Annotated in this window: 18 protein-coding genes; 7 read left to right on the forward strand and 11 right to left on the reverse strand. The window is 73.4% G+C overall.

Annotation, left to right across the window (positions count from 1 at the left end):
• Positions 1-12: 12 nt before the first annotated feature.
• Positions 13-834, reverse strand: a complete 822-nt coding sequence (locus tag GTY47_RS15275; RefSeq protein WP_010033592.1) for a chitosanase — start codon at positions 832-834, stop codon at positions 13-15.
• Positions 835-1,052: 218 nt separating this feature from the next.
• Here GTY47_RS15275 and GTY47_RS15280 point away from each other — a divergent pair, with 218 nt between their 5' ends.
• Positions 1,053-1,235 carry a hypothetical protein gene (locus tag GTY47_RS15280; RefSeq protein ID WP_010033593.1) on the forward strand — a complete coding sequence of 61 codons (183 nt, stop codon included), beginning with the start codon at positions 1,053-1,055 and terminating at the stop codon, positions 1,233-1,235.
• Positions 1,236-1,303: 68 nt separating this feature from the next.
• Here GTY47_RS15280 and GTY47_RS15285 read toward each other — a convergent pair whose 3' ends face one another.
• The gene (locus tag GTY47_RS15285; protein WP_040902454.1) at positions 1,304-2,032 is read right to left on the reverse strand and encodes an ankyrin repeat domain-containing protein; all 729 of its coding nucleotides are present in this window, start codon (positions 2,030-2,032) and stop codon (positions 1,304-1,306) included.
• Between the two features lie 158 nt (positions 2,033-2,190).
• Here GTY47_RS15285 and GTY47_RS15290 point away from each other — a divergent pair, with 158 nt between their 5' ends.
• On the forward strand, positions 2,191-4,326 hold the full coding sequence (locus GTY47_RS15290) for a SpoIIE family protein phosphatase (RefSeq protein WP_010033596.1): 2,136 nt from the start codon (positions 2,191-2,193) through the stop codon (positions 4,324-4,326).
• A 19-nt stretch (positions 4,327-4,345) separates the two neighbouring features.
• On the opposite strand, the gene GTY47_RS15295 is transcribed toward GTY47_RS15290, so the two are convergent.
• A complete protein-coding gene (locus tag GTY47_RS15295; protein WP_040902492.1) occupies positions 4,346-5,038 on the reverse strand; it encodes a GAF and ANTAR domain-containing protein in 693 nt (230 codons plus the stop codon).
• 125 nt (positions 5,039-5,163) lie between these two features.
• A complete protein-coding gene (locus GTY47_RS15300; protein WP_010033598.1) occupies positions 5,164-7,731 on the reverse strand; it encodes a SpoIIE family protein phosphatase in 2,568 nt (855 codons plus the stop codon).
• A 148-nt stretch (positions 7,732-7,879) separates the two neighbouring features.
• On the opposite strand from GTY47_RS15300, the gene GTY47_RS15305 reads away from it, so the two are divergent.
• Positions 7,880-8,467, forward strand: a complete 588-nt coding sequence (locus tag GTY47_RS15305; protein ID WP_040902456.1) for a hypothetical protein — start codon at positions 7,880-7,882, stop codon at positions 8,465-8,467.
• 49 nt (positions 8,468-8,516) lie between these two features.
• Here the strand turns inward: GTY47_RS15305 and GTY47_RS15310 are convergent, their stop codons facing one another.
• From GTY47_RS15310 to GTY47_RS15325, 4 genes are all read right to left on the reverse strand, one after another.
• Positions 8,517-9,620 (reverse strand): GNAT family N-acetyltransferase, encoded by a 1,104-nt coding sequence (locus tag GTY47_RS15310; protein ID WP_010033605.1) that lies wholly within the window; start codon positions 9,618-9,620, stop codon positions 8,517-8,519.
• 721 nt (positions 9,621-10,341) lie between these two features.
• Positions 10,342-11,031, reverse strand: a complete 690-nt coding sequence (locus GTY47_RS15315) for a hypothetical protein (protein ID WP_010033610.1) — start codon at positions 11,029-11,031, stop codon at positions 10,342-10,344.
• 70 nt (positions 11,032-11,101) lie between these two features.
• Positions 11,102-12,160: an LLM class flavin-dependent oxidoreductase gene (locus GTY47_RS15320; RefSeq protein WP_029180740.1), complete on the reverse strand. Its 1,059-nt coding sequence runs from the start codon at positions 12,158-12,160 to the stop codon at positions 11,102-11,104.
• Entirely contained in the window at positions 12,160-12,666 is a 507-nt protein-coding gene (locus GTY47_RS15325; RefSeq protein WP_010033614.1) for an SRPBCC family protein, read from the reverse strand. The genes GTY47_RS15320 and GTY47_RS15325 overlap by 1 nt, the downstream gene beginning before the upstream one ends.
• A 321-nt stretch (positions 12,667-12,987) precedes the next feature.
• On the opposite strand from GTY47_RS15325, the gene GTY47_RS15330 reads away from it, so the two are divergent.
• Entirely contained in the window at positions 12,988-14,340 is a 1,353-nt protein-coding gene (locus GTY47_RS15330; protein WP_010033616.1) for a diacylglycerol kinase family protein, read from the forward strand.
• A 57-nt stretch (positions 14,341-14,397) separates the two neighbouring features.
• Here GTY47_RS15330 and GTY47_RS15335 read toward each other — a convergent pair whose 3' ends face one another.
• Positions 14,398-15,624 (reverse strand): serine hydrolase domain-containing protein, encoded by a 1,227-nt coding sequence (locus GTY47_RS15335; protein ID WP_010033617.1) that lies wholly within the window; start codon positions 15,622-15,624, stop codon positions 14,398-14,400.
• A 213-nt stretch (positions 15,625-15,837) separates the two neighbouring features.
• Here GTY47_RS15335 and GTY47_RS15340 point away from each other — a divergent pair, with 213 nt between their 5' ends.
• Positions 15,838-17,211: a histidine kinase gene (locus GTY47_RS15340; protein WP_078602726.1), complete on the forward strand. Its 1,374-nt coding sequence runs from the start codon at positions 15,838-15,840 to the stop codon at positions 17,209-17,211.
• Entirely contained in the window at positions 17,208-17,882 is a 675-nt protein-coding gene (locus tag GTY47_RS15345; RefSeq protein WP_197709803.1) for a response regulator transcription factor, read from the forward strand. The genes GTY47_RS15340 and GTY47_RS15345 overlap by 4 nt, the downstream gene beginning before the upstream one ends.
• Positions 17,883-17,898: 16 nt before the next feature.
• On the opposite strand, the gene GTY47_RS15350 is transcribed toward GTY47_RS15345, so the two are convergent.
• Positions 17,899-18,228 carry an antibiotic biosynthesis monooxygenase gene (locus GTY47_RS15350; protein ID WP_010033626.1) on the reverse strand — a complete coding sequence of 110 codons (330 nt, stop codon included), beginning with the start codon at positions 18,226-18,228 and terminating at the stop codon, positions 17,899-17,901.
• A gap of 113 nt (positions 18,229-18,341) precedes the next feature.
• Between GTY47_RS15350 and GTY47_RS15355 the strand changes: the two genes are divergently transcribed.
• Positions 18,342-19,292 carry a DUF1731 domain-containing protein gene (locus GTY47_RS15355; protein ID WP_010033629.1) on the forward strand — a complete coding sequence of 317 codons (951 nt, stop codon included), beginning with the start codon at positions 18,342-18,344 and terminating at the stop codon, positions 19,290-19,292.
• A 7-nt stretch (positions 19,293-19,299) separates the two neighbouring features.
• Here the strand turns inward: GTY47_RS15355 and GTY47_RS15360 are convergent, their stop codons facing one another.
• A complete protein-coding gene (locus GTY47_RS15360; RefSeq protein WP_010033632.1) occupies positions 19,300-20,154 on the reverse strand; it encodes a hypothetical protein in 855 nt (284 codons plus the stop codon).
• Positions 20,155-20,274: the final 120 nt, after the last annotated feature.

A 20,274-nucleotide genomic window follows, 5' to 3' on the forward strand; every position in this document is an offset into this window, starting at 1 on the left:
GGGCCGGGGCGCTCAGCCGATGTGGTAGCGGTCGCCGTAGACCTTCCAGTCCAGCGGCGGATCGAGGTCGAGGTTGCGCTTGCGCAGGAAGACACGCTGCGCCGTGTCGACCCTGCTGGTGTCGCTGTGCGCCTCCTCCTGCTTCATGGCCCACACCCGCGCGTCCAGGAAGGCGTCGAGGTATGTCACCTCGTCACCGCCCCACGCCGGCGGGTTCGCCGTGCGCAGCGCCCGCCGGCGGATGCTGCGGAAGCTCAGGGGGTCGCTGCCGTCGCCGTGCATGACGACGGCGTCGTAGTACGCGAACTGGCCCAGCGCCCGCAGCCCGTCCGCCTTGCCCTGCCGGACGGCCGGGCCGAAGTACACCCGGTCGCGCTCGTCGTCCTGGGCCCGCCGGAACCCGGCGTCGCGGGCCGCCCTGCGCCAGTCGCCGGGGAAGCCGGGGTCGAGCCCGTCGTGCGAGTCGGAACCGTCGACCCTGCGCAACGCCGGCAGGTACTTCGCCAGGACGTTGCCGGGTACGCGGTCGGTGTACAGCTCGACGAGGTCGAGCATGTCGCCGGTGCCCGAGCAGAACCCGATGATGCCGGCGGTGTAGCCGCGGCCGTCGCCGATGTCCTCGATGTACGGGTACTGCGCCTTCCAGTCGAGCGAGGAGTTCTCCGCGCTCGACACGAGCTGCATGGCGATCTCCTTCTTCGCCGGGTCGTCGAGCCCCACCGCACGGACGGACGCCGTGGCGTGCGGCGGCCTCAGGAACGGGGTGGCGGCGAGGGTCGCGCCGAACAGCGCCAGAACGGTGCGGCGCGCCGTCGGGGTCGAGGGGTGTCTCACGGGGCCTCCAAGCAGGGTGGGGGGTTGGAAGAGCTGGCCGTGCAGAACTGATAGGAAGGTTTCCTATCATTGGCAGGAGCGCAAGGGGAACAGCCGGGCGGAAAGTTCGTAGGGTCGAACAAGCGCCCCCGCGGGAACCATGAGCCCGGCTCGCGCGTCAACTCTTTGCCCAGGGAGGCCGATCGGTCGTAAGAGAGCGGCCGGAGAGGGGAATCGCCGTGGACGACGCGACGTCGCAGCGGAGCAGCGAGGCGGAGGCCGCAGCACGCCAGGCCCGGTTCGGGACGCTGCCGGAGCCGGTGCGCCTGGAGGACATGGTCGAGGAGCGGGCCGCCAGCACGCCCGACCCGGCGCGCACCGCGTACAACCAGGACGAGTGGCTCGTGCGCTACTGCTTGTGAGACGCCCCGGGCGGAGTGCGGACCGCCGACGGGCACGCCCCGGGCCTCCGCCGCCGGTGTCCGGGCCGCTATGAGCGGCTGCGCGCACCCAGGCCGCGAAGCCACCGCACGACGTCGTCGGCGTCCTGTGCCCGGGCGATGTCGAGCGGGGTCCGGTCGTCGTAGCCGCACCAGTCGATGTCGGCGCCGTGCCGGTGGAGGTACTGCGCGGTGGACAGGTGACCGCCGTGACAGGCGCCCCAGAAGGCGCTGGTGATCTCCTCGGGCGCAGGCCGCTCGTCGGCCTCGACGTAGGCCCGGACCCGGTCCAGCAGCCCGAGCGTGGCGGCGTCCTGGAGAGTGGTGCGGGCACCGTGCTCGACGAGCCGGTGCGCGGCACGCCACTGGCCGAAGGCACGTGCGTCGGCGAGCGGTGTGCCGCCGGCGATCACCGCTCCGGGCGCCTCGATGTCGGCCCCGGCGGCGATGAGCGCGTCCAGCACCGGCACGTCGTTGTTGCTGGCCGCCCAGTGCAGCGGCGTCTCCGCGTGCGCACCGCCGAAGCGGGCGTTGGGGTCGGCCCCGGCGGCGACCAGGGCGGCGATCACCTCCGGACCGCGGGGACAGTGACCCGGCCAGTCGGTCGCGATGTGCAGCAGACTGCGCGTGCCCTTGCCGTCCTCCCCGTGCTCGGTGATGCGGACGGTGGCCAGACCGGGATGCCCGGCGAGCAGCTGCCGGAGCCCGGGCAGATCGCCACCCCGGATCGCTTCGGTGACGGCGACGGCCAGTGGTTCCTGCGATGTCAGCGTCTGCACGGCCGGCCTCCGGGTCACCGTCGAGGGCCTCCGATTCTGCCAGCACCGCACCACCCCCGGCCATGCCCCGCGGCACCCTCCGCCGTTCGCGGCCCGGCTCGATGACGTGCCCTCACGCCTCCCGAGGCGTAGCGTCCGGGTAAGAGCGGGAGGACACCATGCCCGGGAGCGACGAGCCGCCCAGGGGCGCCGGATCACTCGACGACGCCCTGGGGGTGGCCCTGGCCGACACCGTGCGCGGGACCGGCGCCTCGATCGGCGGCCTCTACCTGATCGAGGAGGCGGAGCCGGTGCTGCGCCTGGTGGCGCTGTGCGGTCTGCCGGTCGCGTTCACCGTCACCTGGCAGCGCCTGCCGCTGACCGCACCCGTCCCGGTCGCCGACGCGATCCACGACGACGTCCTGGTCAGCATCGGCAGCCAGGACGAGATGGCCCGCCGCTACCCGCGGACCGCCGCCGTCCTGCCCTACCCGTTCGCCCTGGCCGCGGTCCCGCTGAGCGGCGTACGGCGCTGCTGGGGCGGCATCGTGCTGATGTGGCCCGCCGTGCGTCCACGCAGGATCACGCCCCGCGAACGCGGCGACATCACCGCCGGTGCCCACCGCATGGCCCGCCTCCTGGAGGACGCCTCCGGGCCGCCCACCCTGCCGGACCAGCCGCGCGTCGTCCCCGTCGACGCCGCGCACCACCCCGTGCAGACCGGCCTGGCCGCCGCCGACTACCTCGAACGCCTCCCCGAGGGCGCCCTCGCCCTCGACCTGGAGGGCCGCGTCACCTTCGCCACCGCCACCGCCGCCCGCCTGCTCGGCCGCCGCGCCGACCGGCTGCTGGGCACCCGGCCCTGGCACTCCCTGTCGTGGCTGGACGACCCCGTCCACGAGGACCACTACCGCACCGCGGTCGTCAGCCGCGCCCCCGTGTCCTTCACCGCCCTCCGCCCGCCGGACCGGTGGCTGACCTTCCAGCTGTACCCCGACACCAGCGGCATCAGCGTCCGCGTCGTCCCGGGGCGAGAGCAGCCCGAGGCCCCTCCATCGCCCGCCGCCGCACGGCCACCCGCGGCCGCACCGACGGGACGCCTCTACCAACTCGTGCACCTCGCCGCCGCGCTCACCGAGGCGGTGACCGTGCGCGACCTCGTGTCGCTGATCGCCCACCAGATCCTGCCCGCCTTCGGCGCCCAGGGCCTCGTGCTGTCCGCCGCCGAGGCCGGCCGTCTGAAGATCACCGGCCACCACGGCTACCCGGCCGACGTCCTGGAACGTCTGGACGCCCTGCCGCTGGACACCGACCTCACCCCCGCCGGCCAGGTCCTCGCCAGCGGCGCCCCCGCCTTCTTCGCCGACCCGGCCGAATTGGCCGGCACCTTCCCCAGGGCACCCCAGATCAGCGGCAAACAGGCCTGGGCGTTCCTCCCGCTGATCATCTCCGGCCGGCCGGTGGGCTGCTGCATCCTGTCCTACGACCACCCGCACACCTTCACCGCCGACGAACGTGCCGTCCTCACCTCGCTGTCCGGGCTGATCGCCCAGGCCCTCGACCGCGCCCGCCTCTACGACGCCAAGCAGCGACTCGTCCACGAACTGCAACGCGCCCTGCTGCCCCGGGCCTTGCCGCACCTGCCCGGCCTCGACGTCGCCGCCCGCTACCTGCCCGCCGGCCACGGCATCGAGGTCGGCGGCGACTTCTTCGACGTCCTGCGCCTGGACGACACGACCGCGGCCGCCGTCATCGGCGACGTCGAAGGCCACAGCATCGCCGCCGCCGCCCTCATGGGCCAGGTCCGCACCGCCATCCACGCCCACGCCACCGCCGGTGCCGCACCCGGCCAGGTCCTCGCCCGCACCAACCGGCTGCTGGCCGACCTCGACTCCGAACTGCTCGTCTCCTGCCTCTACGCCCACCTCGACCTGGCACACCACCAGGCGGCCTTCGCCAGTGCGGGCCACGTGCCCCCGCTGCTGCGCCACGCCCCCGCCACCGCCGGCGTCCTCGACGTCGAACCCGGCCCACTGCTGGGCATCGACACCGGCGCCGCCTACCCGGTCACCACCACGCCCCTGCTTCCCGGCACCACCCTCGCCCTGTACACCGACGGCCTGGTCGAGCTCCCCGGCACCGACACGACCCGGACCACCTCCGGCCTGGCCGGGCACCTGGACGCCGGCGACGGCCACGACCTGGAAGGGCTCATCGACAGGCTCGTCCACCACACGACGCCCACCGGACAGCACGCCGACGACATCACGGTGCTCCTGCTGCGCGCCGCCCACCCCGACGGCGGCCCGGTGTGAGGCCGCCGTACCGCTCCGGTCAGGCCTGGCCGGGAGTGTCGACGCGGACGTGCCGGGCGACGTCGCGCAGCTTGATGTTGTGGTTCTGGGAAATGCGCCGCAGCACGTCGAAGGCCTCGTCCTCGCTCATCCGGTGGCGTTCCATGAGGATCCCCATGGCCTCCCCGATGGCATGCCGGGTCTCCAGGGCGTGCTCGAGCTGGTCGACGGTGCGGGCGGTCTCCAGCGCGACGGCGGCATGGGAGGCGAGCAGCCAGCCCGCGGCCTCGATGTCCTTGCCGAAGGCCCCCGGCCGGCGCGAGTACAGGTTGAGCGCGCCGAAGTCGTCCTCGGCGGTGTAGAGCAGCACACCGGTCATGCTGCCGATACCGAGGTCGCGGGCCGCCTGGGAGAACCGTGGCCAGGACGGCTGCGGTTGCGTCATGTCGGCGATGCGGAACAGCCGCTCACCGTCCACGCGCCGGGCCGCGTCGAAACACGGCCCCTCGCCCAGCTCGCCCTGCAACCGGTCGGACTCCTCGACCATGTCGCCGCAGACGGAGAGCGTCACGGCCCGGCCCTTGGACACCGCCAGGATCCCGGCCGCGTCACAGCCCTCGACCAGCTTCACAGCGGCTGCCGCGATCTCGTCCAGCGTCGCCTGCACCGAATCCTGCGCCACCAGATCACGGGCGAGCATCGCCATCTGCTCGGCGTACCGCTGCCACTCCACTGCCACCACCGCCTCGCTCACCCGTCCAGCCCACCGTACCCCCCAACGCGCCGTCGACGCCGGTCGCGCGAGATGCGGGACTCCCGAGAGACCAGGGTCCTCGCGCGCACCGGCAGCCCGGTCGCTCAGCGGTACGCCGTCAGCAGCAGCGCCACGTCGTCGGGCCGCTCCCGGGCGCGGCGGGCCGTCCGCACCAGCCGGTCGGCGAGATGGTCCACCGAGTCCGCGGGGGTGTCGGCGAGGCAGCGGCGGACCTCTTCGATGCCCGTCTCGATGTCGCTGCCGGGCTGCTCCACGAGCCCGTCGGTGTACAGGGCGAGGACGCTGCCGGGTGCCAGCGTGAGCTCCGTGACGGGATAGACAGCGTCGGGCTGCACGCCCAGCATGACGCCGCCCATGAGATCCAGCGTCTCCGCGTGCCCGTCGGGGTGGCGCAGCAGCGGCGGGGGGTGCCCGGCCCGCACGGCGAACGCGCGCCCCGTACGCGGGTGCAGCTCGATGTAGCAGCAGGTGGCGAAGACGTCCGCGTCCAGCTCGGCCAGGTGCCGGTTGGTGTGCGTGATGACCTCCTGCGGCGGCCGCTCGCTCGCGGCGAAGGCGTGCACGGCACTGCGCAGCTGCCCCATCACCGCGGCGGCGCCGACACTGTGCCCCTCGACGTCCCCGATGACCAGGGCCACCCCGCGTCCCGTGGTGATCACGTCGTACCAGTCACCGCCGATGGCCATGCCCTGGGTACCGGGCAGATAGCGGCCGGTGGTGCGCAGCCCCGCGACGGCGGGCAGCCGGTGCGGCAGCAGCCCCTCCTGAAGACCGCGGGCGACGGCGGACTCGGCGTCGTACAGCCGCGCCCGTTCCAGTGCCTGCGCGGCCAGGCCGCTCAGCGCGATGAGCGCGGAACGCTCGTCGGCGGTGAAGCGGTGCGGGGCGTCCCAGCCGAGGATGCACGAGCCGACGGGGTGCCCGGAGGCGATCAGCGGCAGGAACGACCAGGCGTTCATGCGGTCGAGGGTGATGCCGGGGTAGGCGACGGAGAGGTCCTCGGGCGACTCGAAGAAGAGCGGCAGCCGCGTGGTCAGCGCGTGCACGCCGGGCAGCTGCGCGTCGAGGGTGACACCCTCGAACGGGGCGAGGAAGCCCTCCGGATAGCCCGACTCCCACAACAGGTACATCCGGCCGTCGCGGACCGTGTACAGGGCGAGCTCCCGGACGCCGAACGCGGGCAGCAGCTGCTCGGACACGGCCCGGCACACGTCCTCGACGGTGACCGCCTGGGTGAGCACGCTCGCCATCTGCACCACGTGGTAGAGAGCCCCGGCACGCGCCGCGGCGACCGGCCCGGGCGGCGGCGCCACGGCCCCCGGTACGGGACCGGTGGTGGATTCGGCCTCGCGCGCCGCCTCCGCCTCGGTGGGCGGTCCGGCCGGACGGACCCGGCCCGTCAGCCCGTGCACGTCCGGGTACAGCACGAAGCTCAGCCAGTTCCCCGCGGGATGCCGCACGAGGAACGACACCTGCTCCTGCGACAGCATCGCCGCCCGGTAGCGGTCCTCGTAGGCGGGATCCCGGAGCCAGGTGATCACCTCCCAGGGGTAGCGGCCCAGGAGCGCCTCCCGGCCGCCGCCCAGCATTTCCTCGCAGCGGCGGTTGGCGTACGTCACGCGGCCGTCCTGGTCCAGGGAGAAGAGGCCGTCGGGGAGCCGCTCGGCGGCCTCGGCCGCCGTGAGCCCGCTGACCGCGTCGACGAGGGCCCCCACCATGATCCGGGCGGCACCGGTGCCGTCGCGCACGAGACGCCCCCACAGTTCGACGGGCCGGTAGCCGACCTCCGTGTCGCCCCGGGAGTCGTCCCGCACCCGGAAGCGCCGGGATCTGACCCGGCCGAGGGTGAGCGCGTCACGGCGGCTCGCCCGCAGCTCGTGCAGGTCGTCGGGGCTGACCCGGGCCTCGATGTCCGCCATCGTGCCCCCGAACTCCGTCCGGCTGATGCCGAGGAGAGCGAGGGCCTCGTCGTCCGCCGTGCACCGGTCGCTGTCCAGGTCCCAGTCGATGAGCCCGACCCGTACGGGATGCACGGCGGGCGTGGGCAGCCGCACGCCGACCGGTTCGCCGTCGTACTCGACCCGGTGGGCGGCGGAGCCCGTACCCGGCCGGCCGGCGGCGAGGCGGGTGAGTCGCTCCTCCATGGCCTGCCCGGCGGGGCGCAACGCCCGCTCCACCGCCTCCGCGTCCATCGGCGACCGCGCGGTCGAACGCAGCACGACCAGGACACCCACGGCCTCGTCACCGGCCCGCACCGGCTGGTAGGCCGAGCCGAAGGAGTACGGCAGACCGGCGGTGAAGTGCGGGAAGCGCACCATGGTGGCGCGCTCGTCCGGCAGCCAGAGGGTCTCGCTCCGCCGGTAGGCCTCCGCCATGGGCAGCGCACCGCCCACCGGCACCCGCCACCAGGACCTGAGCAGCGACCGGGGCACCCCGGTCACCATCGAGAGCACGAGCGAACGCCGGTCGCGGGAGCGCAGGTAGACCAGTCCGCCGTAGCCCCCGAGGTCCCGTACGGCCTCGATCAGCGGAGCGGTCAGGGCATCCTCGATCCAGCCGGTGTCCCCGGCCCGGACCCGGCCGTCACCACCGCCCCGGCCCGGGCCTTCGGGTGACCGCGGCCCGTCCGGTACGGCGGTTGCCTCATCCATCTCGCGTCCTCCCGGTACGGACGCACCGGACCCCATCGCTCCCCACCAGGATGTGCCATGGTCGGCGGTCCGGCGCGGTGGGTGCAACCTTTCGGTCCGGCCGGCCGTCTCACCCCATACCAGCAACATGCGAGCCTCGGGGGCGGTAATGGTACGAATCAGAACAGCATGCGCGACACTCGCGCTCGTGGGTGCCACGGTGGGCGTGGCAGCCGTCCCGGCCGGTGCCGCACCGGCCGCCACCCGGGCCGCCGCCCAGGCCACGGCCTGCCCGACCGGCTGGGGGAGCCTGCCCAAGACGGACACCAGTGGCACGCTCTCGCCGGTGAGGGACATCCGGACCGGCCGTCACGACTGCTTCGACCGGATGGTCATCGACCTGCCCGGCGCGGGCAGCGACGTCGGCTACTCGGTCCGCTACGTCGACGAGCTCCACCAGGACGGCTCGGGCCGGCTCATCCCCGTGGCCGGCGGAGCCGTCCTCGAGGTGCGGGTGGCCGCGCCCGCCTACGACCCGGAGACCGGCGCCGCCACGTATCCCGGCCGGGTGGCGCGCCCGCTGCCGGGCGTGGACCTCACCGGCTACCGCACCTTCCGGGACACCCGGTTCGCCGGCAGCTTCGAGGGCGAGACCCAGATCGGGCTCGGCGTCCGCGCCCGGCTGCCCTTCCGGGTGCTGCAGCTGGACGGCCGCGTCATCGTGGACGTCGCCCACAGCTGGACCGGCACCAGCTGACCGTGGTGCGCCCGGTTCCCCCGGAGCCGGGCGCCCGGCCGGGCCGGCCTCAGCGACCGCGCAGCCGCCCCACTCCCTCCAGCGTCCGCGCGGCCGCACCGGCCAGGCGGGGCCGGTTGCGGACGAAGCGACGGGCGGCCCGCGCGGGCTCCCGGCCCACCCAGTGGGCGGCACCGCCCGGCACCGGCCGTACCACCACCCCCTCGTACACCCGTAGGTCACGGGTCTTGAGCGACTCCTTGTAGCGGGCCGGACCGCTCCCCAGGTCGACCGTCTCGACGCCGTCGGCCGCCGCGGCCTCCAGCATCCTCAGCTGGAGCACGAGGCCTGGGGAGTACTTGGCGTAGGCGCGGTCGTACGCCGGGAACCACCAGGACAGCACCGTGCGCGAGCGCAGACCGAAGTGCGCGGCCACGGGCCGGTCCGCCGCGTACAGCACGGACAGCACGCCCCGGCACTCCGGGTCCTCGCTCTCCCCGAGCAGCCCCACCAGCCGGGTGATCCACTCCTGCGCGAACCGGTCACGCCGGCCGGTGCGCCGGTACTGCGCCGACTTCCACCCCATCAGCGCCCGCAAGGCGTCCGGGTCCCGCGCGTCGTACGCGAACCGCACCTCGCCGATCTGCCGGGCCAGCCTGCGCTCCTTGGCCAGGGTCTGTCTGAGGAAGCCCGGCGACTTCGCGCGCAGCCGCTCCGTGTACCGCTCGAACCCCTCTCCGATGTCGACGACCGGGGACGCGAGTTCCTCGACCGCGTGCGGCGCGAACACCCCCTGGCCGGCCTCGAGGTTGTCGAACTCCCAGGAGGCAAGCGCGCAGGCTCTCAGTAGCCTGCGGGCGTCGAGCCGGATCCCGGGGCGCAGCACGGCTCCCTGACTGTCGGACACGCCGAGCCCGATGGCCCTGCCCTGCCCCAAGGGGCCCCGCTCGTACGGGAAGAATCCGACCGGGTAGCCGTCGTCCTGCAACACCGCCACCCTGGCCGCCGGCCTGACCTGCCCCACCGCCGCGGTGAACGCCGGGTCGAGAAAGGGATTCGCCGGGGCACCGGACTCCGTCCGTATCTCGCGCCACATCTTCTGGTCGGTCGGGCTCAGTTCGTCCGGTTTGAGAATCAGAACACGCTTTCCGGGCAACTCCGCCTCCTGTGTCATCGCATGGGGACACACGAAGGCCTGCACATCAACCGCGTACCGGCACCAGGCAGTACTCGGGCCGCACGGCGCAGGCCCTTGTCGGTACCGCCGTCACTCAGCAGCGAAACGTCTGTAGCTCGACGGCGTTCGGGGCGGACGCGACCGCCCCGGGACGCCGGCCCGTTGCCGCCGCTCGGACGTCCGTACCACCCCGGTCCACCAGGGACGCGCCGGTCACCACGGCGCCCGGCCGGCCCGCTCCCGCCGCCCTCTGAGTCCGTGCCGCCGGCTGCCGGACCGACGGCTCCTCCTCGCAAGGACAGGGCTCCCCGGCCCCTTCGCCCCCGGCGCTTTCGGATGCGGCGCCCGAAACCGCCCCCGGCTCCACCGCGTCCACCGCCACCGTGACCGCTGCCTCAGCCGTGCGCCCGCCCTGCGCGAGCCCCGGGACGACGAGATGCAGCAACAGCAGGCATGCCACGAGGCCCACCGCCGTTGCCCATCGTCGCCGCACCATCAGACCCCTGACCTGCGTCTCGGCGGGGGAGGACGGAGCCATTCGCCCCCAAGGGGCCCGCGCCGGACCAGACCCCCGACACGGCCGGCTGCGCCTTCCAGTAGGCCGAGCACATCCCGCCCCGTCAAGCCCTTGTGAGCCGATTCGCCCCGCTCGGCCAATTGCTGCCGAATTCCAACGGAAAGCGCTGTCGGTGATCGCCCGCTCTCCTGCGCCGCCGGATCAGCCGCCGCCCGGCACGCTCAGCACCTCGCCCGCCTTCGGCGCCCGGATGTCGAGCGGTTCGTCGAAGTCGCCGAAGGAGGTGGTGGTGTGCTGCGCGGCGCTCTTGTAGACCGTCCTGAGCAGGTACGGCTTGCCTTCGGTCGCGACGTAGAAGGTGTACGTCCCCGCCTTGTCCGCCTTGTCGGTCACGATCAGCTCGACGGCCTTCGTGCCCTCGACGCGGGTGGAGCCGCCTTTCCGTGCCGTGCCGAAGGAGTCGAAGGGCCGTTCGCAGGAGGCGAGACCGTCGCGGCCCCTGCCGGCCGGGTCCACCGGCGTCCTCACCCACAGCTTCTGCTCGCCGGTGAGGCCCGGATAGTTCTTCCACTTCTGCAAGTACGCCCGGTTCGGCCGGACGTAGTCGGTCTCGCCGAGGCGGATCTGCTCCAGAGTGCCGCCGCCGGACCACGTCGTCCTGGATCTGCACCGGCTGTCGAGGTCGGTCACGAGGCGGTTGGTGACCGAACCGCCGCTCGTCGTGCGGTTGGTGATGTCCACGGTGACCGACTTCAGCTTCCGCATCGTCGCGTTGGCCTCGTCGAGGATGTCGCCGGCGGACTTCTCCTCGCCGGTACCGCCGGCCCCGCACCCGGTCAGTGCGGCACCCGCCAGCAGGCATGCGAGCGCGGTCGTCGTCACGGTAGCCATGGCCCGCACGGAGCCCCCCTGTTGTTCGTGCCGCCCGGTGATCGGCAACGGAGCCTACCCGCCCCCGTGTTCAGGCCGCGTCGCCGACCTCGCGGACCAACTCGATCGCCCTGCCGAGGGTGTCGAGCCGGTCCTCCAGATTCTCCCCGGCCGGGTAGAGACGGACCGTGTCCACTCCGGCGTCCCGCCAGACGCGCAGCCGCCGCCGCACCATCTCCTCCGTGCCGATCAGCGTGGTGGCCAGCACCATCTCGTCGGTGACCCGACCGGCCGCACCGTCCCGGTCGCCCGCCTGCCAGCGCTCCCGCACCTCCGCCGCGACCTCGGCCCAGCCCTGCCGGCTGTAGGCCCGGTTGTAGTAGTTGGCCGACGCGGAGCCCATGCCGCCCAGGCTGAAGGCGAGTTCCTTCTTCCGGCCCGCGACCATGGCGCCCAGTGCCTCCTCGTCCGGGGCGAACGCGACCTCGGCGCCCTGGCAGACGTCGAAGCCGGCGCGGTCGCGTCCGGCGGCGGCCAGCCCCTCGTCCAGCGGGGCGAAGTAGGCGTCCGACGCGCCCTCCGGTACGAAACTGGTGCCGAGCCAGCCGTCCGCGACCTGGCCGGTCAGCCGCAGCATGGCGGGCGACAGCGCGGCCAGGTAGACGGGCACGGCGTGCTCGGCGCGCATGGACAGGCGCATCGGCACCGCCTCCCCGCCGGGCAGCGGAATCCTGAACTCGGAGCCCGAGTAGGAGATCCTGCCGCCCGCGAACACCTGCCGCACGATCTCCACCGTCTCGCGCATGCGCACCAGGGGACGGGCGAACGGCACCCCGTGCAGGCCCTCCATCACCTGCGGACCGGACGGGCCGAGGCCGAGCACGAAGCGGCCGCCGGACAGGTTGGACAGGGTGATCGCCGTCTGGGCGAGAGCCACCGGCGTGCGCGTCCCGACCTGCATGACCGCGGAACCGAGCAGCATCCGTTCCGTCCGGGCCGCGTAGAAGCCCAGGGCGGACGGGGCGTCGGAACCCCACGCCTCGGCCACCCAGCAGATGTCGAGCCCGAGCTTCTCGGCCTCGACGACGAAGTCGGCCTGCCGGGACCAGGGGCCGAGGCCCGCCGCTTCGACGGTCGTCGCCGTCCGCATCACGCCTCGGCCCACTGCCGGACGCGCTCCAGCGTGGCGGTCATGCCGCGCTCGAACTCCCGCAACCTCACGAACACGATCTTCTGCTCCTTCTCCGGCATGGCGTCGATCGCGAGGGAGAGCCCGGAGCGGCCGGGCCCCATCCGCATCCACTGCGACAGCTCGGTCCCGCCGTTCTCGGGCGCGAGGCCGAACCGCCAGACGGCGCTGGGCTCCTCCGGATCACCGACCGCCCAGGAGAACACCCGGCCGGGCTCGCACGCGACGACCGTGGAGGTCGTCTCCCACTCGCCGTACGCCTCATGCCTGTTCCGCCCGACGAACCTGGCCCCGACCGCCGGACCGGTGGCCCCGTCGATCCATCGCACCGACTGGAGCTCCTCGCTCGTCTCGGGCATCCGCGTCACGTCCGACACCAGCGCCCACACCGGCCCCGGCGGGGCGGCGATCCACGTCGTCACCTCGACCGTCGGTCCGTCCGCGTACCGCGCGCCCGTCCACTCCATCGCGTGCCGGCCTCCTCGTCGACAGGAACTGTGGCAGCAGAGTTGCGTAATAAGACTCACCAGGTCAAGAGGGGGAGCGGATCCCGTGCCGACCGCGGCGGCGTGGGAGGTCGCCGATGTGCCCCGGTGCGCGGACCCGCGCTCGGGGGGCCGCGTACGCTACCGATGGCTCCGCCCCGGAAGATCGTCACGTCTGACGTGCCCCACGGCGGGGGAGCCATCAGGGATGGCAGTGGCCGTGCCGATCCGTCGGCGGGCACCATGTTTCACGGCCGGGCGCGGTCCGGAAGGCCCGCCCGCGCCCTCGAGCGGAGGAACCACATGGGATCGGCGATGAGCGAGCGGTACCACCGCCGGCAGAGATGGGCGGCCCGGGGAGCCCTTGCCGCGGTCGCGCTGGCGGCGCTGCTGCCCCTCGTGTCCGGCGGTCTGAAGGGACTGCTGCTGCTCGCGGCCGGCCTCGCGGGACTCGCCCTGACCGCGGCCGCGCTCTGGTGGGTCCTGTCCCGCCGGGGACCGGCCCGCACGGGGGCGGCCGCCCTGGCCGTCGTCACCCCCGTCGCCGTCATCACCCTCTTCGCGACCGCCAATCTGCTCTGGGTGGTCTTCGCGTCCCTGCTGCTGTGGTGCGTCGCGGTCTGGAGCGGACGCTACGCCCTGCGCAGCACGGGCCTGCGGCCAGTGCGGGTCAAGGAGTACCGCACGCCACCGCCGAAGCGCCCCTTCCTCCTGCTCAACCCCCGCTCCGGCGGCGGCAAGGTCGAGAGGTTCGGCCTCAGGGAGAAGGCCGAGGCGCTGGGCGCCCAGGTCGTCCTCCTCGACGCGGACCAGCACCAGGACGTCACCGCCCTGGCCAGGGCCGCCGTGGCGGACGGAGCCGATCTGCTCGGAGTCGCGGGCGGTGACGGCACGCAGGCCCTGGTCGCCGCCGTCGCGGCGGAACACGGCCTGCCGTTCCTCGTCATCTCGGCCGGCACGCGCAACCACTTCGCCATGGATCTGGGCCTGGACCGCGACGATCCGTCCACGTGCCTCGACGCCCTCACCGACGGGGTCGAACTCCGCGTCGACCTGGGCTTCGCCGGCGGTCGCCCCTTCGTCAACAACGCGTCGTTCGGTGTGTACGGGGCCGTCGTCCAGAGCCCTGGCTACCGCGAGGACAAGGTGGGCGCGGCCCTGGACCGGCTGCCCGAGCTACTGACCCGGCAGAGCGGCCCGCGGCTGACGGCCGGCGCCGACGGCACCACCATCGCCGACCCGCAGGCCGTGCTGGTGAGCAACAACCCGTACCGCATGGACGATCCGTTCGGCTTCGGCCGGCGCGAGCGGCTCGACTCAGGGAAGCTGGGCGTGCTCGCCGTCCGTGTCGACAGCGCCGTGGAAGCGGCCGAACTCCTGCTGGCCCCGCGCCCGGAGGGGCTCACGGTGCTCACCGCCCAGCACGTCGTCGTCGAGGCCGACGCCTCGCACCTGGAGGTCGGCCTCGACGGCGAGGCGCTCACCCTGCCCGCCCCCGTCCACTGCCGCATCGCCCGCCGGGCCCTGCGCGTCCGGGTGCCCCGCGACCGTCCCGGGGTCCCCGAGGCACCACCGCGCCTGGACTGGCGCCGGCTCCGCAAGCTGGCGGCGGCGGTCGGCCGTACCGCCGCGCCCTCGCGCTCCCTGCGCACCTGAGTACGGGCCCGCCCCCCCGGGGGGGCCTCACCGACCCCTGCCGTCACGCCGTACGGTTCATCCGCCGTTGCGGCACAACGCGTTCGCGACCAGCCGCATGCCCGCCCGGTGCTGCCGCAGCGTGTCCTCGACGGAGGTGGCCCACCCGGTGGACATCGAGGCGGTGACGGCGACCCGGCCGTCGTCGCTCACCGCGTTCCGACTCATGTAGCCGACCTCGTCCCCGCCGTGGCCCCAGGACCAGCCGCCGCACGGCAGTCTGTTCTTCATCAGCCCGAGCCCGTACCGCGCGCCGGGGTACGGCACCTGGAACTCGTCGTTCAACGGGACTGTACGCTTCATCTCCTTGAGCTGCGCGGGCTTCAGGACCTTGCCGCCGAGGAGGTCGCGGAAGAAGCGGTTCAGGTCGGCCGTGGTGCCGATGAGGCCGCCGGACGCGTTGGGGTCCTCGTACAGGGTCACGTCCACGAGCTTCGGCTTCGTGCTGAACCGCTGGTAGCCGCGCGCGTGCGGCTTCCGTACGGCGGGTGACTCGCCCGGGTAGTACGTGTGCCGCAGCCCGAGCGGCTTCAGCAGCCGGTCCCGTACCTGGTCGTGCCAGGTGTGCCCGGTGGCTTTCTCGATGACCATGCCGAGCAGGACGTAGCCGACGTTCGAGTAGCCCCAGCCCTTGCCGGGCCGGAAGTCCGGGTGGTGCCGCATCGCCCGTTCGACCAGTTGCTCGGGGGTGAACGGGCGGAAGCGGACCTCGTAGTAGTCCTTCGCGGCGTCGATGCCGGGGTAGTCGTCGTGGATGCCGCTGGTGTGCTGGAGCAGCTGGCGGAGGGTGATCTTCCGGCCGTCGTTGCCGTTGCCGCGCACCACGCCCGGCAGCCACTTCTCGACGGTGTCCTCCAGCGCCACCTTCCGCTCGCCGACGAGCTGGAGCACGACGGCGGCCACGAAGGTCTTGGTGTTGCTGGCGATCCGGAAGTAGCCGCCGTCGGGCACGGGCCGGCCCGTCCGGAGGTCGGCGGTGCCGCTCGTCACGGTGCCGGGGCCGTGCCGGCCGCCGCTCACCCGGGCCTGGACGCCGACGGCGCCGGTGTCGCGCACGGCGTCTGCCTCGCGCTGGAACTGCGTGTGCCGCGGGGCGGCGGAGGCGGAACCACCGTCCCCGCTCGTCCCCGTGACGGCGTGGGTGACGGCCGGCGGCACGGCGACCGCCAGGGCGAGGGCTGCGGCGACCCCCGGCGTGACGCGGCGGCGCGGCTGGGCGGGTCGCCGGGAAGGGTTCGGTGACACGGGATCCTCCAGAGGTACGACGTCGTGTGCGGAAGCACCACCGACGCTAGGAGCGGGGCCCATGGGCGGGCGTCGTCCGCCGGGAGGGACCGGCGGGGCAACTTTCGTTTCGCGTCCTGCGTCTCCCGGGAGCGCCGGTCCTACGATGACGGCCGGGCTGCGGGGGCGAACACCGCGCGGCGAGCGGGGACTTGGACGGGGGTTGGAGCGGGCATGACGGAGGGATCGTGGTGGCGGCACGGAACGGACGGGGCCGTACGGTCCGTCGGGGAGCCGCCCCGTTCCTCACGGGCGTCGCTCCGTTCCTCACGGGTGTCGGCCGGTTCCGTACGGGCGTGGGCCGGTTCCTTACGGGCCTCTGCCGTCGCGCTGCGCCGCAGGCTCGCCGGGCGCCCCGCGGACGTGCTCGCCGCCGCCCTCCTGGCGGGCGTCGCGGTGCTGCTCCGGCTGGACCAGCCGTGGCCCGACGGTGTCGGCCCGTCCGCCGCCGCCGTCGCACTGCTCGTCGGGGCGTGCCTGCCGTTGGTGTGGCGGCGTTCGCGTCCGGGCCTGGTGCTGGCCGCCACGGCGGCCTGCTATGTGACGGGTGAACTGCTCGACCCCGTCGGTGACAACGCCCAGACCGTGTTCCTGGCGTGCTACTCGGTGGCACGACACACTTCCGCGCCGCGCAGCCTCCTCGCCCCCGTCGCGCTCACCACGGTGCTGCTCGTCCCGGAGGTGGCCGACGGGCGGCTGAACGTGCTCTCCTCGGCCGACACCGCCGTACCGCTCGGCCTCGCCGACTGCCTGGTGGCCGCCGCGATGGCCGCCGCTGTATGGCTGCTGGGCGCGTCACGGCGCCGGCTGTACGCGGACGCCGCGCGCCTGCGTGACCTGGCCGAGCGGCTCCGCGCCGAGCAGCGGGTCAGCGCCCGGCGCGCGGTGGCCGCCGAACGCGCCCGGATCGCCCGCGATCTGCACGACCTGGTGGCCCACCACGTCAGCGCGATCGCCTTGCAGGCGCACGCGGTCACCGTCGTACTGCCGGACGACACGCGTGCCGCCGGCCAGGGGGTGGCGGCGATCAGCGAGGCGGCTGACACCGCATTGGACGAGATGCGCGGCCTGGTCCAGCTGCTCGCGGACCCGCCGCCGGAGAGTGGCGCCGAGGGGGCCGGGGGCACGGGTCCGGCAGCGGCGGCGCCGCTCCCGCAGCCGTCGCTGCGCCATCTGGAACGGCTGACCGGGGAGTCCGAGGCGGCGGGCTGCCCGGTGACGCTGACGGTGACCGGGCCGGTCGCGGAGCTGCCGCCCGCCGTGCAGGTCTCGGCGTACCGCGTCGTACAGGAGGCGCTGTCCAACGTGCGCAAGCACGCCGGTGCCGTCCCCGTACGCGTCGGAGTGGCCTGCCGGGAGGGCCGGTTGACCGTCACGGTGGAGAACGACGCACCCGCCGCTGACCGCCGCCCGATGCCCGGCTCCGGGCTCGGGCTGATCGGCATGCGCGAGCGCGCCGCGCTGTTCGGCGGCACGCTCCGCGCGGAACCGGTCCCGGACGGCGGCTGGCGGGTCGTGGCCACGTTCCGGCCGGAGGACGGCCGGTGACACCTCCGGTGCGGGTGCTGACCGTGGACGACCAGGAGCTGGTCAGAACGGCGCTACGGGCGATGCTGCGGCGTACGGACGTCGAGGTGGTCGGGGAGGCGGCGGACGGCGCACGGGCCGTCGAGGCGGCGTACGAGCTGTGCCCGGACGTGGTGCTGATGGACGTACGGATGCCCGGCATGACCGGGGTGGAGGCGACCGCGCGGATCCTCCAGGGCTGGCCGCACCCGGGGCCCCGTCCGCGCGTGCTGGTGCTGACGACGTTCGACCTGGACGAGTACGTGCACGCCGCGCTGCGCGCCGGGGCCAGCGGGTTCCTGCTGAAGAACACCACGCCGGAGCTGCTGGTCGAGGCGATCGGAGTCGTCGCGGCGGGCGAGGCGATGCTCGCGCCGACCGTCACGCGGCGACTGATCCGGGCGTTCTCCGACCTGCCGCCGCCACTGGTGTCCGGCGGCCTGGGCGACCCGCTCGACGTGCTCACCCGGCGCGAACGGGATGTCGCGGAACTGGTCGCCCGCGGACTCCCGAACGCGCGGATCGCCGGGTCGCTCGGCCTCACCGAAGCCGGCGTGAAGAGCACCGTCAACCGCATCCTGACCAGGCTCGGACTGGAGAACCGCGTACAGATCGCGATCCTCGTCCTCGCGGCCGAGAAGGGCGACGGTTAGGGCGTTTCCCTTCGGATCAGGAGGCGCCCTTGGGGGCCGCCTGCTGCACGACCTCGAACGACCAGAGCGTCGAGTCGCTCGCCGCGGGCTTGGGACGCTCGCCTCCCTCGCCGCCGCCCTGGTGCGCGGCCTTCATCGGTCCTTCCATCCAGGCCTGGAACGACGCCTCGTCACGCCACCGGGTGTAGACGAGGTAGGTGTCGGTGCCCTCCACGGGGCGGAGGAGCTCGAACCACTCGAACCCGTCGGAGCTCTCCACGGTGTGCGCGCGGGAGGCGAACCGCTTCTCCAGCGTCTCCCGCTGCTCGGCGGGCACGGTCAGCACATTGATCTTGACTACGCTCATGTGCCCCATCTTGCCCGATGGCACATCCGCGCAGGCCGAGTCCCACGCCATCAGGGTTTTGAACGCGTTCAAATATGGGCTAGGGTCACTCCCACACGTCGAGGGGGAGTGGCATGAAGATCGTGATACCCGGCGGGACCGGGCAGGTCGGCACAGTCCTCAAGCGCGCGCTGAGCGCGGCCGGACATGACGTCGTGGTGATCAGCAGGCACCCACGACGGCGGGACGAGGTGCACTGGGACGGTGCGACCCTGGGACCGTGGGCGGGGGAGATCGACGGCAGCGACGTCGTGGTCAACCTGGCCGGCCGGAGCGTGAACTGCCGCTACACCCCCGCCAACCTCCGGGAGATGATGGACTCGCGGGTCCACTCCGCCCGGGTCGTGGGCGAGGCGATCGCCGCAGCCGCCGAGCCGCCCCGGGTCTGGCTCCAGATGAGCACCGCGACCGTCTACGCCCACCGCTACGACGCGCCCAACGACGAGGCCACCGGCGTGATCGGCGGCACCGAACCCGACGTCCCCGGCTACTGGTCCTACAGCGTCGACATCGCCAGGGCCTGGGAGCGGGAGCAGGAGACGGCCGGCACCCCGCACACCCGGAAGGTGGCTCTGCGCGCCGCCATGGTGATGAGCCCGGACCGCGGCGGTGTCTTCGACGTCCTGCTGCGGCTAGCCCGGCTGGGCCTCGGCGGCCCTGTCGCCGGCGGCGCGCAGTACGTGTCGTGGATCCACGACCAGGACTTCGTCCGGGCGGTTGAGTTCCTCGTCGCCCGGGACGACATCACGGGGCCGGTCAATCTCGCCGCTCCCGGGCCCCTGCCGCACCGCGACTTCATGCGCGCCCTGCGGACCGCGTGGGGTGTCCCGGTGGGCCTGCCCGCGACACGCTGGATGGCCGAGGCCGGCGCCTTCGTCCTGCGCTCGGACACCGAACTGCTGCTGAAGAGCCGCCGCGTCGTCCCCGGCCGCCTCCTGGACGCGGGCTTCACCTTCGGCCGCCCCGACTGGCCGGCGGCCGCGGAGGACCTCGTACGGCGGCTCCGTGGCCGTGCTGTGAGGTGAGCCGGGGTCAGCTCCGACGCTTGCCCTGTTCCAGGGCCTTGCCGGTCATGTCGGTGACCTGTCCGGCCGGGGGCGCGTCCGCCTCCACCTCGGTGCCGAAGTCGGTGAAGTCCATGACCGTGCGCACCGTGACCCGTTGCGGCGAGGACGAGGAGTCGGTGGAGGACCGTTCCGTCGACCCCGGCGCGGCCTTGAGCGTCATGTCGATCTGCTGACGGCGCATGCGGCCCTCCTCGTCGAGCCACACGTCCATCGGGAGGGTCGGGCCGACCTGCCGGCGCAGCGCGTCCCCGCCCGGCAACTTCGCGACGTCGACGGAGACGCCGTAGTGTGTGGTCTCGACGCCGTCGATCGCGGCCGTGCCCTTCTTGGTCACATCTTTGTCGGTGATCGCTTTCGCGTACGCCGCGGACTGCGCCGGATCGCTCATGGACCGGTCGCCCGCGCCCTGCTCTGCGGAGATCTTCCCCAAGTCGATCCTGATCCAGGGCTTGCCGCCCGGAGCCTGCCCGTTCGGCATCTTCTGGTACAGCACCTGATCGACCACGCGCTGCTCGATCCGCTGCCCCTGTACCGTGAGGGTCATGACGCTGTCGCCGTCGTCCAGATCCACGGCGCCCTGTCCGTTCGCGGTCTCCGAGGCGCCCTGGGCCGAGGTCCGCACCTGCAGCCTCACCTTCGCGGTGTCCTCCTCGGCCGTCCTGTCGTAGGCCGAGCGCACCGCCCGGGTGCCGTCCTCCCGGGTGCTTCCCCCGGCCGCGGAATCCCGTGCACCGTCGCCGCAGCCGACCAGTACCGTTCCCGCCAGGACGCCGGCGACGCCTAACGCACAGACCTTCCTGCCGTTGCCTGCCCTGCCCATCGGACCAGCTCCTCTCAGGTGGGGGGTGACCGGTCCGGGTCCGGTACCGGTCCGCTGCCCCAAGTGCCCCTGTTGGGCATGAACACACCTGATTTCGGCGAAAGTTGGTGCCGCACTGCA

Source organism: Streptomyces sp. SID5464, assembly GCF_009862985.1.
GTDB lineage: Bacteria > Actinomycetota > Actinomycetes > Streptomycetales > Streptomycetaceae > Streptomyces > Streptomyces chartreusis_D.

What these genes read in the sequence shown, in the direction of transcription:
- GTY47_RS15290 (WP_010033596.1), top strand. Translation starts at nt 2,191, where the DNA reads ATGCCCGGGAGCGACGAGCCGCCCAGGGGCGCCGGATCACTCGACGAC.
- GTY47_RS15300 (WP_010033598.1), bottom strand. Translation starts at nt 7,731, where the DNA reads ATGGATGAGGCAACCGCCGTACCGGACGGGCCGCGGTCACCCGAAGGC.
- GTY47_RS15305 (WP_040902456.1), top strand. Translation starts at nt 7,880, where the DNA reads ATGGTACGAATCAGAACAGCATGCGCGACACTCGCGCTCGTGGGTGCC.
- GTY47_RS15310 (WP_010033605.1), bottom strand. Translation starts at nt 9,620, where the DNA reads ATGACACAGGAGGCGGAGTTGCCCGGAAAGCGTGTTCTGATTCTCAAA.
- GTY47_RS15315 (WP_010033610.1), bottom strand. Translation starts at nt 11,031, where the DNA reads ATGGCTACCGTGACGACGACCGCGCTCGCATGCCTGCTGGCGGGTGCC.
- GTY47_RS15320 (WP_029180740.1), bottom strand. Translation starts at nt 12,160, where the DNA reads ATGCGGACGGCGACGACCGTCGAAGCGGCGGGCCTCGGCCCCTGGTCC.
- GTY47_RS15325 (WP_010033614.1), bottom strand. Translation starts at nt 12,666, where the DNA reads ATGGAGTGGACGGGCGCGCGGTACGCGGACGGACCGACGGTCGAGGTG.
- GTY47_RS15330 (WP_010033616.1), top strand. Translation starts at nt 12,988, where the DNA reads ATGGGATCGGCGATGAGCGAGCGGTACCACCGCCGGCAGAGATGGGCG.
- GTY47_RS15340 (WP_078602726.1), top strand. Translation starts at nt 15,838, where the DNA reads ATGACGGAGGGATCGTGGTGGCGGCACGGAACGGACGGGGCCGTACGG.
- GTY47_RS15350 (WP_010033626.1), bottom strand. Translation starts at nt 18,228, where the DNA reads ATGAGCGTAGTCAAGATCAATGTGCTGACCGTGCCCGCCGAGCAGCGG.
- GTY47_RS15355 (WP_010033629.1), top strand. Translation starts at nt 18,342, where the DNA reads ATGAAGATCGTGATACCCGGCGGGACCGGGCAGGTCGGCACAGTCCTC.
- GTY47_RS15360 (WP_010033632.1), bottom strand. Translation starts at nt 20,154, where the DNA reads ATGGGCAGGGCAGGCAACGGCAGGAAGGTCTGTGCGTTAGGCGTCGCC.